Raw genomic sequence first — 16,462 nt, 5'->3', positions numbered from 1 at the left:
CAGAGTGCAGTTCGTCTCCAATAAAACCAGATTAAGCAGGGAATCTGGAGGAACTCTGTGATCGAGTATGGAGTTTCGATTATTAGAACGAGTGGTTAGTGGGTATATTCATAGTAGACTGACCCGCGGTTCATTTATTTTATCAAACCAAGGAGGAAACGCTATGTCACGAAATAATCCGTATAAGTGGTTAAACGCCATCGGTTTTATCGCTGTCATTATTGTGAACTACCTCTCCAATGCGCTGCCGATCGGCGGCAAAACCAACAAGGAAGTATCGGATATGTACCCTGTACTGCTCACACCTTCGGGTTATGCCTTTACTATATGGGGGCTGATCTACCTGCTGCTGGCGGGCTTTGTCATTTATCAGTTCTTCCCTGCTTCCTGGAAAAACAACTCCATCGCCCGTCTAGGATACTGGTTTCTCGCCAGCTGTGCCTTTAACGTGGCATGGATTTTTGCCTTTCAGAATCTGCAGACCGGGCTCGCCCTGCTGATTATCGTACTGCTGCTGCTCAGCCTGATTATGCTTTACGTCAAAACACGCATGATTACCATGCCAACCACTGCCGAGATCTGGCTTGTTAAACTGCCTTTCAGCATCTATCTCGGATGGGTCAGCGTAGCTACGATCGTTAATGCGGCGGTTTATTTATACAAAATCGGATGGGATGGATTTGGCATCAGTGAAACAGCCTGGACGATCATTATGCTGGTTGTTGGTATGATTCTGGCTGTACTTGTCAGCTTCCGCTATCGCGACAGTGTGTATCCACTTGTGTTCACTTGGGCGTACATTGCCATAGCTCTTAAACAAAAGGATGTCACTTCCGTCTATTATACGGGAATTACCATAGCTATAGTTCTGGCAGTTTACGCCGTATGGCTGTTTCTCGCCCGCAATCAAGACCGTGATTAAGCATCTTCTATAAAACCAACCGATAGCAAAAAGCCGATTTGAGGTCATCTGACTCTTAATCGGCTTTTTGCTGTTATTTATGCAGAGCTGGGCTGTCTGTCCCGGTCAGGACTGCAGCTCATGCTATTTCAGCGCGATAACTTCAATCTCTACCAATGCATCCTTTGGCAGACGAGCAACTTCTACAGCACTGCGCGCCGGATAAGGCTGTGTAAAGAAGCTGCTGTACACTTCATTTACGGGAACAAAGTCATTCATGTCTTTCAGGAACACCGTTGTTTTCACGACTTTATCCATACTTGTGCCCGCTGCTTCCAGGATGGCTTTGACGTTGCTCAAAGACAGACGAGTCTGTTCCTGAACATCTGCTCCGAATTCACCTGTTTGCGGATTAAGGCCAAGCTGGCCAGATGTATAGATGAAATCACCCGCATCTACTGCCTGACTGTATGGACCGATGGCACCCGGCGCTTGTTCGGTCGAGATTGCTTTTTTCATTGAACAGGTTCTCCTTTGTGTTCGCTGCCCTGCCGCCCGAAAGCAGCAAGACCTGCTGTTATTTTTTAAAATTTATTATATCATGCTCTCATTCGGGGAAGAAACGCTTATCGCTATTTATCCTTGTATCATTACAGCAGCACCGTCCCACAAAAGGTCAGACGCATGACGTGCCCTGTACACCAACAGCATGAATCACATCATTGGGATATATATGATTACCTGTGGTTTGGACCACGGCTATATTCCTCATCGCTTGAGCGATTGTTGAGGCATGCACAGCCCGGTATTTGGCTGCTCGCCCTTTCATCCAGCGGTCTAATACTTTCATCACTTTGGCAGCAAACTCCTCACCGAGACGTTTCTCGCCGCGATCCCCCAGGATGAGTGATGGACGAAAAATGTGCAGGGAACGAAAACCGATTTTCGAAAGGGCCTCCTCCATCTCACCCTTGGTGCGGCTGTAAAATACACGTGAAGCTGCATTTGCACCCATAGCGGAAATAACCAGCATCTGTTTCACATCATACTGCTTCGCCAGTACCGCCGCACGAACCGGATAATGATAATCCACCTCGCGGAACTTCTCCTGACTGCCTGCTTTTTTAATGGTCGTGCCCATACAGCAGTAAAGATCATCGATATCTTCAAACAGATGCCCCTGACTCTCAAAGTGCGCCCAATCCACAACATGCTGCTTCAATGCGGGATGCTCCAGATCAAGCCTGCGTCTAATCAGGATGCGAACCTCGCTGTACAGCGGGTGTTCCAGCAGATTGCGAACCAGAAGTTCGCCTACCAGTCCCGTAGCCCCGATCACCATCGCTTTACGTTCAGGATGACTCATGTGCATCCCTCCAATCTATTCAAAAATTGAGAGCGCAGTCGTAAATGGTTTAATCTGTTCCTATTTTAGAAGTACACGTCGCCCTAAGGTAAACGTAAGCAGCAGCATCACCGCACCAACGATGACTTGAAATCCGTAGGTGGACATCCAGATCGCCGCCTCTGAGAGTGTTTCCATTTTCTCGTACAACCAGCCTCCAATCAGCGGCCCGATAAACGAAGTTACACCAGTTAGTGCCGAATACACGGCCACAAACATGGGTCTTTCACTTTTTGGTGTATCACCTATCGTAAAATTGAACGCAAGCTGGTTGAAGCCGCCAACGCCAATCCCAAGGAAGATATGGGACAGAAATAACGCAACCAATACCGGAGCAAAGGACATTACTCCCCATGACAGACAGGACAGCGCAATCACCGGCAGCGTCCAGAACAGCAGCGTTTTGTTACTGTATCTCGCATTCAGATTGCCCCAAATATAGAATCCACCCATCATCACCAGAGTCTGAACAACCGTAATCAGGGAAACCATCTGATAACTGACGTGCAGCAGATCGAGCATGACGTAGGAATAGAGCGGTACAATCAAGGTTTGAATCAGCAGCCATACCGCCAGGAAAACGGTTGCCTTCAGGAAAACTTTATCTTGAAAAGGTTTGATAAACATACGCGAAAACGCCTTCTCTGTCGAACGTTCAAAAGGCATATCCGGGTAAAAGAAATAGATGACGGTATTGGCAATGGCACAAATCCATACGGGGATGAACAGGATTAGAAAGCCGGTCTCTCCCGGATAACGGTCCAGTAGAATCCCACCACCAAACAAGCATACGCTTCCAAGTGCATTCAGAATCGTATTTCGTATCCCGAAATAGCGTCCCCTCACTTTGGCAGGTACGATGTCTCCAATCAGGGAGGTCCAGATCATCCCCCCGATGGTATTGCATATGAAAGCGATCGTATATAAGCCAATATAAACGCTGACCCACCACTCCTTGGGAAATATAAAGGGAATCAGTCCCGTTGCACTCCACAAGATGCGATGAGCCCCGACGAACAGCAAAAGCATACGCTTTCGGCTGCGAATGCGCTGCATCCAGTACGCTGCGCCAATCTGTGCAATGTTTACAAACGTAGTAATCGCGAGCACAAAGCCGATATGTCTCGACCCGGCCCCGAGGTAAAGCAAAAACCCGGTGAGGAATGGACCGCCCAGCAGCGTCTGCAAAATAATCGCCGGCACGCCCTCCCATGTTGCAATTGATAAATTCGTACGCTGTGTCGAACCCTTGCGCCGCGGCTTGCCTGTTAACGAAGAGGGGTTCATCTTGAACATCTTCTGTATGGGGATACACTCCTTAGACCGGGTAATGCTTGCCGGTCGATGCTAGTTGTCACCCCAAATTCTACTCACGGCACGAAGGTTGTCAACTCATTTTTTCACGGTCAATGGCAGCCACAGATGGAAGATGCTCCCCTTCCCGGGAACACTCTCGAGTTCGATCGATCCACCCAGCAATCTTGCCAGATCTCTACTGATAGAAAGACCGAGTCCAGTCCCTCCGAATTTCCGGCTGATGGAGCCATCCGCCTGTTGAAAGGCTTCGAATATGGCATGATGCTTGTCCTCCGGAATACCGATCCCTGTGTCCTGTACAGAAAAAACAAACCACTGTCTGTCACTACCCGCTTGTTGGGTCTGTTTGACGCTCACGCTAAGGGTAACCTTTCCCTTCGGGGTAAACTTGATCGCATTGGACATGAGATTTCGCAGAATCTGCTGCACACGCTGCGGATCAGACCAAAGTGTATCCGGGAGTCCGATTTGTTTCTCCAGAACCAGCTTAATCCCCTTCTTGTCTGCAGCGAGTTGGAAATGATTCATTGCATCTTCGATGAGCTGGTTTAGACTGATGTCTTCCAGTACAATGTCCAGTTGGCCGGCTTCTACTTTGGACAAATCCAAAATATCGTTGATCAGTCTTAACAGCTCTTGTCCGGATTGATCAATCATGCCCGCAAAACGTACAATTTCTTCCTGATCCATCGTGTCGGCATTCTCGCTAATCATCTGAGCAAAATTAATTACACTATTCAGCGGTGTTCGCAGTTCATGAGACATATTGGCCAGGAACTCGGACTTGTACTGGGAAGCAATCATCAATTGTTTGGCTCGTTCCTCCAGTACGATCTGTGCCTTCTGCAGCTCTTCCTTCTGCACGGATAAGAGACGATTCGTACTCTGAATCAGGAGAATCCGGTTTTGCTCATTCTGAAAGTCCCGTAAGATGAATGCAAAAATAAGACTAAGCACAATTCCGCTGGGAAGTGTATAAGGCATAATATGTGAGAAGAAATATGCGGCGGGGATGACGCCCACGAAGGCAATATTCACACTATTTATAACGTTAACAATTACGGTAACAATGATACCTTTAACAATCAGTCGGTAGCTGCTGCGCCTCATCCAGATATTCAGACCTGCACACAGCAATCCCAGGATAGACATGTTAATAACGGCGGCGATTGTGGCGTCTGTAATGCCGAATGTCAGTCTGGACAATCCAATCCCCACACCTATAATCACCGTACTATAAGGCTGTCTGTACGACAGGACAGCAACGATTAGAGGCACGTAGCGAAGGTCAAAAATGACTTCATCATTAAGCTGGAATCCAAAGACAGTGCTGATCCAGCCTGCAAAAATCAGCACAAGCACGGAACAAATCTGTTTCACCTGGGAAGAAGCACGTATTACGATATATTTATAGAACACACTCGCAAGATATGCGATCGTAATAAGCATGCCCATATTGAGTACGAACATTTTCGAAAACTGCATGAACTCACTCCTGTTGTTCGACATATAACCCAAGTGCTTATTTTATTCGTATGGTTACATCATATCATGCGCTTCCCGTCTCGGCATGGAAACCTCATCAAATGGCAGCAAAAAAATACACAAAATCAGGATTCATTTTGTGCGCAGGAAGTAGTAAAATATATTGTTGTTTCGTTTTTAGCCTTTATTGCTATGGTCATGTTAGTTTACAACATGATGAAAGGAGAAGTACTGCTGTGCACGTGTTAAAAAATAAATCCTACTGGCTGTCACTAAGTCTGATGTTATCCTTGGCTGTCATGGGGTTATTCTATGATATTCTCAACAGTCCGGAGCGCGGATATGTGATCCTGAACTCTCCCATCGACCGGATGCTTCCTTTTATTCCTGCAATGTCGATCCCCTACTTGGGATGGTACCCGTTTGTATTCGGTGTGCTGGCTTATCTGTGTGCCAAGGATCGGCTTGTCTATTATCGTGTCTTGTTATCCATGAACATCTGCGTCTGGATCTGTTATCTGATCTATTTTAACTTCCAAACCATGGTTCCGCGTCCGGAATTATCAGGTTCCGGTCTGGGCTCTGCCGTCATTGGATGGCTTTACAGCCAGGATCGTCCATATAACTGTTTCCCGAGCATTCATGCCCTTCATTCTTATTTGGTTATGCGTGCTGCCTTGTCGGTTTCCAGCATTCGAAAATCCGTCAAAACACTTGTGGCTTCCGGCGCAGCCCTGATTATTGTCTCCACACTGCTTATCAAGCAGCATGTCATTTACGATGCACTCAGTGCCATCATTCTCGGTGAATGTATCTTCACCATCGTGACTGGACTTGCACTTTACCGGCGGCGCAGAAAATCCAAATGGACCGAGGGGATCAGCTGACCCCCTCTTCCTTCTTTTTCTCCGGCTGTTTTTGCCGTCTCCATTCATCAATAAACAATCCTGCATAATAGGGGTCCCACTGGGTCCCCTTCCCTTCTTCCAGAATCATCAGTGCTTTCTCATCGCTCATTCCATTCCGGTACGGCCGGTCTGACGTCATGGCATCAAAGGCATCTGCCACCGCAATGATGCGGCCAAACAGTGGAATCTCCTCGCCTGCCATACCATCAGGATATCCTTTGCCATCGTATCTCTCATGATGGGACCGCACCCCCGGCAGAAAGTCTGCCATGGCATCCACAGGTTCAATCTGAAGCAAAATACTCTCCCCTAATACTGGATGTGTGCGAATGACTGCAAACTCCTCATCACTGAGCTTACCGTCTTTCAAAAGCACTTCGTCAGGTATGCCGATTTTCCCGATATCATGGAGCAGTGCAGATTTGTACAGCAAATCGGCTTGTTCGTCATTCATACCGCTAAGCCTGCCAATGAGAATGGAATACTCCGCTACACGCATGGAGTGTCCCGCTGTATATTTATCCCGGGCATCCAGTGCAGCCGCCAGCAGCGAAAAGTAACTCTGCAGCAGCTGCCGATTGCGTTCCTGCCTCATTTCCAACCGATTGATCATCATGTTAAATCCGGAAATCAGCTGCGAAAACTCATCTGCATATAAATCCGGGGTCCTTCTGCCGAACTCGCCTCCCTGAATCCGGTTCATCTCCTGCGTTAGTTCTGCCACCGGATCACGGACATCCCGGATCAACAGCCAGCTGCCAATCATGGAGAATCCTCCACCCAAAATGACGATAAGTACACCCCAAAGCGTATATTCCTTCGCAAACTGCGGATCTATGTACTGGAGCCTAATATAAGTAGCCAGAAAAAACAAACACAAGGGAAATAAACCGATGAGGGCAGTACTGGTCTGAAACTTCCGCTGTATAGATACCAGGATTCTTCCGCCCAGTGAAGGTTCCATGCCGTACAGTACCTTGCCTCTGCGGCGAACTTCAAGCAGCAGCGGTCTCACTGCCCGCACCGTAAGATAATATTCAATCAGGGCATGCATGATTGCAATCAAGAACGCACAGACAGCCGCAATAACGACATATCCATAGGGAATCTCCAACCAGCCTGTGGAGATCATCCACAGGGTTAAACCAGCTGCTGGCAGCGAGAAACCCAGCATATGCGGACCGATAATGCGATATATCGTTTGTCCTGGAAAGCGGTGAATCCTCTCATACAGCCGATTCAATTCCGCCTTTTCATGATGCTCTGCAGCAAAAAATTGCCTTATCGGACCCAGCTGAGCCCACAGTGTAATTAACTCGGCAACCAGCATAAACAAAGTTGAAATGACTACAATAACAATTAATCGAATATATTGAATATTGGGTATCTGCAAGGTTGAAACCATCACCACTGTGCCCACTACAAGGATCGCTGTTAATGAACCAATCAGATAATTGCGCAGCAGACGGAAGATAAATGCACGATATACTTCCAATCCAATCCCTCGCTCTCTATGTCTAACCAGTTCTGCCCTGATAAAAAAGGGAGAATATAGGATGTTAACGCCTATATATTTATCGGCTGTTCTCATTAAAAAAATTAATAAAGTCCTGCAAATATTGCTTTTTCTCGCGGATGGCTCGCGGATGGCTCGCGGATGGCTCGCGGATGGCTCGCGGATGGCATAAAAAAGGCTGCTCCCTTGAGGGAACAGCCTTTTTTATGTTTTCAGGTCTAACTTTGGTTTCGGTTATTGTAACGTATCTTTTAAGGCAGCTTACCTTCTAGCTTGTTTTGATTTTCGCTGCCAGAATCATCGTACCGCGCGGCTGGTCTCCCATGGCATCCGGTTCAAGCGTGATTGCCACTGTATCGTAATCATTCGCGGTATCCAATGTATAATAGACTGCCCCCGCGCCATCCCGGCTTAGGAATGTACCTGCATTCTTAGGGGTATCCCCCTTGATCAGCCATACTTGGAATGCTTGATTACCTTCCAGTGCAGGCAGCTTCTCCGCCTGTACAACGAGGTGTGTTCCCTTGCTGTCAATCACGATGGTTGCAAGACCCTGTGCGACAATATCCTGCGTGGCCGGGCTCAGTTTCACAGCCTCACCCGTTTTCATCCCCTGCGCCGGGGCCAGAGCGGAAGCAAGCTGCTCCTGCAGCTGTGCGTTCTGCGCCTGCGCCTCGGCAAGCTGCTCCTGCGCGGCCGACGAGCCTGCGGCTTGCTGCGTCAGCGAGTCGATCCGGCTCTGCAGCTGCGCCGCATACACGCCGAGCACCAGCGCCGCTGCCGCGAGGCCCGCACTGGCTGCGCGCCAAGCGCGGCCACCGCGCGCACGCGCACGCTCTTGCGGCTGCCCAGGCGCAGCTGGGGCAGCCTTCTCGGCCCGGGCTGCAGGCACCGCCGCTGGCGGCAGGCCAGGCCCGGGCTGCGCCGAGCGCGCTTGCTGCGGCGCAGCGTCTTCCTGAAGCACCGCAGATGCGGGTGCTTCAGCCTGCTGCGCAGGAGCGGCCGCCGGCGCTTCGCCGGTGCTCTCCTGCGCCTGGCCAAGCACGCTGCCCAGCACGCGTGCTCGCATGCCCGTCGGCGGCGCCACAGGGTTCGCCGCAAGCGGCAGGAAGCTGGTCACTTCCTGCAATTCCTTAACCTCCTGACGGCATGCTTCACAATTAGACATATGTGCTTCGAATGCCGCCACTTCCTCTGCTTCCAGTCCGCCCAGCACATACATCGGTGCCAGATCAGACCACTCCTCATGTCGTTCTATCATGGATGTATGCCCTCCCTTCCCGCGTCCGGATGCAATTCAGCATCAGCCAGCAGCTTTTGGAGCTGCCGCATAGCAAGCCTGACACGGCTCTTCACCGTACCCAGCGGAATCCCGAATCGGCTGGATACTTCCTGCTGCGTTAAACCTGCATAATATATCGATTCAATCACTTGTTTCTGGTCCTCATTCAATTGGGTCAATGCCTCTTTGATGCGAGTGCCCTCCCATTTGCGCTGGACTTCTTCTTCTGTATTTGTATATTCGTCAGCATATGCCGCCAGTGTCTCTTGCTCAACTGAAGTGGCCGCTGCTCCTTTCGATCTCCGCCTCAGCATGTCCACCGCGATGTTGCGCGTAATCGCGAACATCCATGTGGTCAGCTTCCCCTGTGAGGCATCAAACCGTTCTGCATTATTCCAGATGCGCAGGAAAAGTTCCTGAACAGTCTCTTCTGCCGTCATTGGATCACCAACAATCCGGTAGGCAAAAGAATAGACGGCCCGTTCATACCGGTCATATAACAGCTCCAGCGCCGAGGCGTCACGTTCTGCTATTCGCTGCATTAACCTGCTGTCCTCTATCGATTCAGTCATCCGAGGGCCCCTTTCCGTATCTTCCCTCATATTATAACCTACGCAGAAACGTTTGAAGAGGATTACCCCAAACAACATTTTATGAGAATTATTTTACCCAACCATCTTTTGGGAATATTTATTCTGGCAGTTTTTAGGGTGTTTCTAAAAACGATGAAGGAAGCCAATTTTGCCGAATTTTCGTTCCCATCCAAGAAGTTTACCGCAGGCGTGCCGGGGCACGTCAAGGGAAACTGACGCCGCAGAGGGCAAAAAGGGGGTAAATGATGAACTTCAGCGTGTTTCAAAACACGCCCTAGATTGTTCCCGGAGATTTTTTTTCAAAAGTTTCACTTCGTTCTTTTACACTTCTTTCTTAAAAATGCAATGAAATGGCGTGTGTCCGGGGCTTCTCTTCCTTATTATTGCAATAAATTACAGACTGTGGTATGATATAAAAGTTGTATTAACAACCTCATATGATTTTCCGTCTTCTATATTAACCCCGGAATATTTTCTTCATGCTGCGACCGCAGCGAATAAGCTCAACTAACCTATGGAGATTGACGAACCTGAATCACAATAACCCGGTAGACAAAGGGTTTACAAGATGTTCCCATTCACACTGGCGCGGTCATCGGAGCCGCAAGGACAAAAGAGAGGTAGGGCTTTTGTTGTTTTGGATATCACTTATTCTTGAGAAGATTGAAAACATACATCAAGCACCCGGAATTGGGTTCCGGGTGCTTTTCCATGTCTCATTTATTTTCTGATTTGTTTTTGTGGTTTAATCACCTTTTTATCCCAGATGAAAATCACATCTACCATTTACGATTCGTTGATCGCTTCAGGCTTGCCGGTCAGCCTGAACGTGCAGTCCACGTTTGGACTGCGGCCTCTCAACAGAGGCTTAGATAAACATCGTTTTGGAGATGATCACGAGCAGGATAAACAGAACGAGAATGGTTCCCATGGAGCTCCAGGCTCCTCCACCATAACCATAGGCAGGTGCGCATCCGTGCTGGTATCCTTGCATCATCGGGGCCTGATTAGGCTGATAGCCGTACCCATATCCATACCCCATCGGCATTGTTCCGCAGCCGTAACTGTACATCTCATGACCTGTGTACTGATATCCATACATCTGCTCATGTCCTCCTTTATGTCCGTAAACATGCCCCTGTCCGTTCGGTGAGTTAGGTTTAACTTCGCTCATCGTTCATTCCTCCTTAACATTTGCCTACACCCCTAAGCTATGTATCTGCCCTGTTCATGGACCGGGCTATGGCCCTCATCTGTTCAAAATAGGCGTTTAGCTGCCAATCACTACGCAATAGGCTGGGTGCAGGTTAGTCATCCATAGATCTGAACTTGTTTTTTTCACAAGAACAAACGTACACCACTGACCTTCCAGCGATCTGCATCTAATCCAGCTTGTCCACTCTCATAAAACCCTGCCGGTTACCCGGCAGAGCTCGTCAGATTATACCCAGAACGACTTCGTGATAATTACCAGCAGAATGAACAGCACCAGGATTGCTCCAGTGGAAGTCCAGCCGCCGTATCCACCTTCCATTACGTTACCCATGCAGAACCCTCCTCGCCTATCCATTAAGGTCTAAACGGTTTATTAAACCAGGAATGCTTTCGAGATGATCACCAGCAGGATAAAGAGAACCAGAATCGCGCCAGTCGATGTCCATGCGCCGCCGTATCCACCAACTACTCCACTCATGTAAAACCCTCCTTTAATTTGAGGTACAGTTCACTATATGCAGCAGACATACAGTGGACCGGGCTCATATATAAAATGGGCGAAATCCCTGTTAGACCCTCTTCTTAACCAGCATAAGAGATCGCTATCCTGCTTATGGAGAGGCATCCTTCTCGTCTAACACTTACCTTAACGGACGCTTAGTGCTATAATTTATAAGATTTATGATCTGTATATTTCCATTATTGGGATATATACATTTTTTTATTTAGAAATGCTGTTATTTTAATATTCTAGGGAAAGGAGTAGGCGAAATTACCTTGGGGTGAATGGACACGATCTTATCTATTCTTACAAGAGGAGCATCAAGACCCGTTTAGCAGCCAAGAAGATACCACATGTCATTTCCTTATCATCATAATTTAGAGTGTAGACTTTACCCGATGACCTAAGAAAAGAACCCATCCGATGGGAAGCATATTAGGGGATTAGAAAGATGAAGAAACTTGTTATGATTCTTGCATTAACTGTACTGCTCAGCGCTTGCGGTAATTCGGAATCAGCGAAAACGCCTGACAACCAGACAGCTGAAGCGAAGACTGCTGCCGAGAACGGATCAGCGGAGACTAAAGCAGCTAAATTCACTACATACAGCGGGGAAGGATTCTCGTTCTCCTATCCGGAATCCTGGAAAAGCGTAGATACAAGCCAAATGCACGCAGCGGTCAAAGCCGCTTTCTCAAATCAGTCTGCTTCAGCAAAATTTGCAGATAACATTAATTTGACCATTGAAGCCAACACTTCCGGTTCCGTTAATCCTGAGGAGCTTGCAAATCATACAACGGACTACTACATACAGAACGGCGAGTCTATAGGTATATCCGATTACAAAAAGACGAATTATAGTAACAAACCGTACAAAGAAGTAACTGCAGGCGTACTGGAGGGAAGCTACACCCACTCTTCGGGAACGAATATAAATCTGGTTCAGTTTATGATTCCAACCGATACAGATCTCTATACCCTGACATTATCTTATGCGAAAGATACTTATAATTCAGATGAGGTCAATGAGATTCTGAACTCTTTGAACATTACTGCCGCTTTGGCACAAACAGCTCCTTCTGCTCCAGCAGGAGATTCATCTTCTCCCGCAACTGCAGCGGATTTCTTTAACGATTTAACTCCGTACATTACGTCTGAGACAGCCGCGCTGGAGCAGGCATCTTATGATTTTTTGGCAAAACATACGGATCTGTTCTCTGCAAATACTGCTGAACTTCGCAAAAAGGTAAAAGGACTAGTTAATACCGAAGTAACAACACGGCATCTCAACAAAAATGTGGCCAATTATTATGATACATTTGTCCAAATCCGTGGACAGGTTGTTCAGGTTGAAGAAGATAACTCCCTTGGCTCGACTTTCTCTGAAGTTCTGCTCATGGATGATTATGGAAACCACATCACGGCGCTTTATCCCGACACGACCGGGGATCTGCTTGACGGTGACTATGCAACTGTTATTGGAGTGCCTATTGCCAATTATTCTTTCGATAATGTCAGCGGCGGATTCACCAACTCCACGCTGATCGGTGCATCGTTAGTCACTGCAGAATAGACTGCAGCAAATGAATAAACTCCAAACAAGCTGACTTCAATGAAGTCAGCTTGTTTGGCTTACCGTTCTAATCAACGGTACTTATTTTAGCCATAGCATGCAGTATGACAAATCCAAAAACGGAAAGCCCATGTGTGAGACCTGTCGCCATTTACCAACTGGCCTTTATAATTACTGTGCCAGCAGGCATCCCTTAACCTTTATCAGCGGTATAATGAGCTTGGCGCACTACGCTGGTCAACGCGCAACCAGACCCGCATGGAACTTTTGTTAAGCTCCGCCAGTTGATCTTCTGTTTTCTTCTCACTACTCTTTAATTCGGTCTGTTGTGCAGCGAAACCAGTTTGTCCTGTACCGACTGCAGCTTCTGCACGCTGGAGGCATCCGGTTTGTCACGCCGGTCATCTATCTTCACAGATGTGGAGACACGCTGGGCTCCTGACAGAAACGGAGCTTCATGCAGAGCCGCGATGGCGGTGAACACTTCATTCAGCGGGCCTTCAATAATTGTACTCATCGAGGTCAACTGGTATGTAATACCTCGCTGCCGTTCCAATACCTTTTGCATGTCCGCTACATAACTGCTCAGACTGGTGCTTCCCGTCCCAATCGGAATAACCGTTACTTCTGCAATTGCCACTTCGCTCTGCCTCCTCTGGGCCCGGATTGATCCGCTGCCGCTCATGTTTTAGTCGAGTTTTGACTGATTTTATTTTACCAGTTAAAAGTGCTCCAATTCAAACTGACGTGATGACGTCATTCCATTTTTCTTAAATTTTTTTTCGCAGAATCTTCAAATCTTCCATTCCTTTTCCTTTGCGGATTCTTGGCTTAGATGGTATACTCGGAATTACGTTTCATGGTTTCCACCCTGTTTACAAACACTATATGTTGGGGTACATTAGTATCACAGCAACAAAATATAGTGAAACGGGATACCCCACTTCTTATACCCAGCATCTGGAATCTATCGAAAAACAAGATGAAATCACCTCCAAAGGCACGTCCCTGTAGGTGTAAATCGCTTTCTCGAAGACAGGGCTGGCATGGAGGTTAACGGGGCTGTTTGGACTGCGCCCGGCACCTTTATTCACAGGTAAGAAATGATCAGACAACAGCTTACATACAGCAGCTTGTTCTGTCGGAGATTCATAGATAAGACAGTCAGAAGCCAGAACATGGATGGGCATTTTCAGCCGAAAGGCAAGGGGAATGCTTTTTGTATGGGCATGTACTGTTCACCCCTTGCTTGAATGATTTCATCCTAAAAGTCCTTTTTACCACCGCGGCAGTCCGCAAAATGCGTTTTTACTCACCGTTGTAGACCTCCAATTCTTATTTACAAAGAATTGTTTCATTTTTTATTTTTATCATTATCTTTTTATCATGTGAAAGCGAGGAATATTCATGCCACAAGTTGTGACCAAGCCGAACAATCGCCAGCTTGCCTTCGATGAAATGCGGATCTCGGTATATGCCGATCGTATCCTGGAAGGACTGGACATGCTCGACAAGGAACGTCTGGTTCGCGGAGTAACGAGCAAACTTCGTCGTGACGAAGTTACCGGAGATGAGATCAGCAATGCTTTTATGATGAGCGCTCTGGAACTGGTAACGAAAGAGGAGCCGAACTGGAAATTTGCAGCAGCGAGATCCCTGCTTACTTCCCTTTACAAAAAAGCGGCAACCAACCGCAGATACAAATCATACCCGGACGAGCCTTACGGCGCATTCCACCCACTCATCGTTGACCTTGTCAAAAAAGGCATCTATCGCGAAGAATTGCTGGAATGTTACACCAAGGAACAGATCGACGAGCTTGCGGAGTGCATTGATTATCGCAACGATCTGCTCTTCGATTATATCGGTCTGCTCACACTGGCTGAGCGTTACCTCGCTAATGATTTTGACGGGAAAGTCATGGAACTGCCGCAGGAGCGTTACATGGTCATTGCCATGTACCTGATGCACCAAGAGCCTGCTGAGAAACGTATGGAGCTGGTAAAAGAAGCATACTGGGCGATGAGCAACATGTATATGACGGCAGCTACGCCGACAATGTCCAATGCAGGTAAAAAGGTAGCCGGACAGCTCTCCAGCTGCTTCATTGATACGGTAGATGACTCTCTCGAAGGTATCTTTGATTCCAATACAGACGTAGCTCGGTTAAGCAAAATGGGCGGCGGCATCGGCGTTTACCTCGGTAAAGTCAGAGCGCGTGGTTCAGATATCCGTGGTCACAAAAATACAAGCTCGGGCGTTATCCCCTGGATTCGTCAGCTGAACAATACAGCGGTGAGCGTGGACCAACTCGGAACCCGTAAAGGCGCAATCGCCGTATATCTGGACGTTTTCCACAAAGACATTCTGGCGTTCCTCGACCTGAAGCTCAACAACGGAGACGAGCGGATGCGTGCGCATGACGTTTTCCACGGTGTCTGCCTGCCTGACCTGTTCATGGAGCGCGTTGCAAGTCGTGGTGAATGGAGCCTGTTCTGCCCGCACGAGACGAAAAAAGTGATGGGCTGGAAAGACGAAAACGGCCGCGCACTTGGACTGGAAGATTTCTACGATGAATCCTTCGGTCAAGGTACATTCCGTGAAAAGTACGAAGAAGCCGTGAATCATCCGCTGTTGTCCCGTATTACAGTACAGGCGATTGACATCATGAAACGTGTGATGAAATCGCAGCTGGAGACAGGTACGCCGTACATGTTCTACCGTGATACCGTAAACCGTACGAACCCTAACCGGGCACATGGCATGGTGTACTCGTCCAACCTGTGTACTGAAATTATGCAGAACCAATCTGCTACCGTGGTGGAAAAAGAAGAACTGGTGACGAAGGATGGTCAGACACGCATCGTGATCTCCAAAGTGCCTGGTGACTTCGTGGTCTGCAACCTGAACTCCATCCACTTGGCTCGCGCCGTACCTCATAACGTACTGGAGCGCTTGATTCCGATCCAGGTTCGTATGCTGGACAACGTCATCGACATCAACAACATTGAAGTGCTTCAGGCCCAATACACGAACAGCCAGTATCGCGCTGTCGGTCTGGGAACATTCGGACTGCATCACCTGCTTGCTCTTGAGGGCATTCGTTGGGAGTCCGAGGAAGCCGTCACCTATAACGATAACCTGTATGAAAAAATCAATTACTTGCTCGTACAGGCCAGCATGGAACTGTCCAAAGAAAAAGGACATTATCCGAAGTTCAAAGGTTCTGACTGGGAAAGCGGCCATTACTTCGATCAACGCGAATATACAACGGGTGAGCGCGTAGGCGAATTTGTAACTACAGATCAATGGAAAGAACTGCAAGCGCAGGTGAAACAAAACGGTGTACGTAACGCCTGGATGTTTGCTATCGCACCGAACGGTTCCACTTCTATCATTGCTGGTTCAACAGCTAGTATTGACCCGCTCTACGAGCTGCTGTCATATGAAGAGAAAACAACATACAAAATTGCTAACCCGGCTCCGGATCTGTCCGAGAAGACGATCTGGTACTACAAAACGGCATTTATGGTGGATCAGCATGCTTCGATCAATATGGCTGCTGCCCGTCAGCGTCACGTTGACCAGGGTCAAAGCTTCAACCTGTATGTTCGTCCAGATATTAAAGCGACTGAATTCCTGGAACTGCATCTTCATGCTTGGAGAGCCGGCATGAAATCGACCTATTATGTTCGAAGCCGTGCATTAACGATCGAGGAATGCGATTCCTGCGCAAGCTGATCCGCATAGGATCGTAACATCGTG

At 48.0% G+C, this 16,462-nt stretch carries 16 protein-coding genes; 5 read left to right on the top strand and 11 right to left on the bottom strand.

Annotation, left to right across the window (positions count from 1 at the left end):
- Positions 1 to 163: 163 nt before the first annotated feature.
- Positions 164 to 922 (top strand): tryptophan-rich sensory protein, encoded by a 759-nt coding sequence (locus MKY97_RS02865; protein WP_342554024.1) that lies wholly within the window; start codon positions 164 to 166, stop codon positions 920 to 922.
- Positions 923 to 1,045: 123 nt separating this feature from the next.
- On the opposite strand, the gene MKY97_RS02860 is transcribed toward MKY97_RS02865, so the two are convergent.
- From MKY97_RS02860 to MKY97_RS02845, 4 genes are all read right to left on the bottom strand, one after another.
- Positions 1,046 to 1,420: a RidA family protein gene (locus MKY97_RS02860; RefSeq protein ID WP_090918620.1), complete on the bottom strand. Its 375-nt coding sequence runs from the start codon at positions 1,418 to 1,420 to the stop codon at positions 1,046 to 1,048.
- Between the two features lie 157 nt (positions 1,421 to 1,577).
- A complete protein-coding gene (locus MKY97_RS02855) occupies positions 1,578 to 2,267 on the bottom strand; it encodes an oxidoreductase (protein ID WP_342554023.1) in 690 nt (229 codons plus the stop codon).
- Between the two features lie 60 nt (positions 2,268 to 2,327).
- Positions 2,328 to 3,593: an MFS transporter gene (locus MKY97_RS02850; protein WP_342554022.1), complete on the bottom strand. Its 1,266-nt coding sequence runs from the start codon at positions 3,591 to 3,593 to the stop codon at positions 2,328 to 2,330.
- 105 nt (positions 3,594 to 3,698) lie between these two features.
- Positions 3,699 to 5,108: an ATP-binding protein gene (locus MKY97_RS02845; protein WP_342554021.1), complete on the bottom strand. Its 1,410-nt coding sequence runs from the start codon at positions 5,106 to 5,108 to the stop codon at positions 3,699 to 3,701.
- Between the two features lie 236 nt (positions 5,109 to 5,344).
- Between MKY97_RS02845 and MKY97_RS02840 the strand changes: the two genes are divergently transcribed.
- Positions 5,345 to 5,995 carry an inositol phosphorylceramide synthase gene (locus MKY97_RS02840; protein WP_342554020.1) on the top strand — a complete coding sequence of 217 codons (651 nt, stop codon included), beginning with the start codon at positions 5,345 to 5,347 and terminating at the stop codon, positions 5,993 to 5,995.
- Here the strand turns inward: MKY97_RS02840 and MKY97_RS02835 are convergent.
- Positions 5,988 to 7,511: an HD domain-containing phosphohydrolase gene (locus MKY97_RS02835; RefSeq protein WP_342554019.1), complete on the bottom strand. Its 1,524-nt coding sequence runs from the start codon at positions 7,509 to 7,511 to the stop codon at positions 5,988 to 5,990. The two genes, MKY97_RS02840 and MKY97_RS02835, sit on opposite strands and share 8 nt — an antisense overlap.
- Positions 7,512 to 7,572: 61 nt before the next feature.
- Between MKY97_RS02835 and MKY97_RS02830 the strand changes: the two genes are divergently transcribed.
- A complete protein-coding gene (locus tag MKY97_RS02830) occupies positions 7,573 to 7,704 on the top strand; it encodes a hypothetical protein (protein WP_342554018.1) in 132 nt (43 codons plus the stop codon).
- Between the two features lie 96 nt (positions 7,705 to 7,800).
- Here the strand turns inward: MKY97_RS02830 and MKY97_RS02825 are convergent, their stop codons facing one another.
- From MKY97_RS02825 to MKY97_RS02805, 5 genes are all read right to left on the bottom strand, one after another.
- Positions 7,801 to 8,793, bottom strand: coding sequence for an anti-sigma factor (locus MKY97_RS02825; protein WP_342554017.1), 993 nt, complete (start codon positions 8,791 to 8,793; stop codon positions 7,801 to 7,803).
- Positions 8,790 to 9,386 (bottom strand): sigma-70 family RNA polymerase sigma factor, encoded by a 597-nt coding sequence (locus tag MKY97_RS02820; RefSeq protein ID WP_342554016.1) that lies wholly within the window; start codon positions 9,384 to 9,386, stop codon positions 8,790 to 8,792. Before MKY97_RS02820 ends, MKY97_RS02825 begins: the two co-directional genes overlap by 4 nt.
- Before the next feature lie 889 nt (positions 9,387 to 10,275).
- Positions 10,276 to 10,401, bottom strand: coding sequence for a sporulation protein YjcZ (locus tag MKY97_RS02815; protein ID WP_342556211.1), 126 nt, complete (start codon positions 10,399 to 10,401; stop codon positions 10,276 to 10,278).
- A 447-nt stretch (positions 10,402 to 10,848) separates the two neighbouring features.
- Positions 10,849 to 10,953, bottom strand: a complete 105-nt coding sequence (locus tag MKY97_RS02810) for a YjcZ family sporulation protein (protein WP_342554015.1) — start codon at positions 10,951 to 10,953, stop codon at positions 10,849 to 10,851.
- Positions 10,954 to 10,995: 42 nt separating this feature from the next.
- On the bottom strand, positions 10,996 to 11,100 hold the full coding sequence (locus MKY97_RS02805; protein ID WP_342554014.1) for a YjcZ family sporulation protein: 105 nt from the start codon (positions 11,098 to 11,100) through the stop codon (positions 10,996 to 10,998).
- A gap of 475 nt (positions 11,101 to 11,575) precedes the next feature.
- On the opposite strand from MKY97_RS02805, the gene MKY97_RS02800 reads away from it, so the two are divergent.
- Entirely contained in the window at positions 11,576 to 12,697 is a 1,122-nt protein-coding gene (locus MKY97_RS02800; RefSeq protein ID WP_342554013.1) for a PsbP-related protein, read from the top strand.
- Between the two features lie 313 nt (positions 12,698 to 13,010).
- On the opposite strand, the gene MKY97_RS02795 is transcribed toward MKY97_RS02800, so the two are convergent.
- Entirely contained in the window at positions 13,011 to 13,337 is a 327-nt protein-coding gene (locus MKY97_RS02795; RefSeq protein WP_342554012.1) for an MTH1187 family thiamine-binding protein, read from the bottom strand.
- A 767-nt stretch (positions 13,338 to 14,104) separates the two neighbouring features.
- Here MKY97_RS02795 and MKY97_RS02790 point away from each other — a divergent pair.
- Complete coding sequence (locus MKY97_RS02790; protein WP_342554011.1) at positions 14,105 to 16,438, top strand: ribonucleoside-diphosphate reductase subunit alpha; 2,334 nt, start codon at positions 14,105 to 14,107, stop codon at positions 16,436 to 16,438.
- The last annotated feature ends 24 nt before the right edge of the window (positions 16,439 to 16,462 follow it).

The organism is Paenibacillus sp. FSL R7-0652 (assembly GCF_038595045.1).
In the GTDB taxonomy this organism is placed as follows: domain Bacteria; phylum Bacillota; class Bacilli; order Paenibacillales; family Paenibacillaceae; genus Paenibacillus.
Note: the sequence above shows the minus strand (reverse complement) of the source record. Positions and strands in the feature narration are given on the sequence as shown.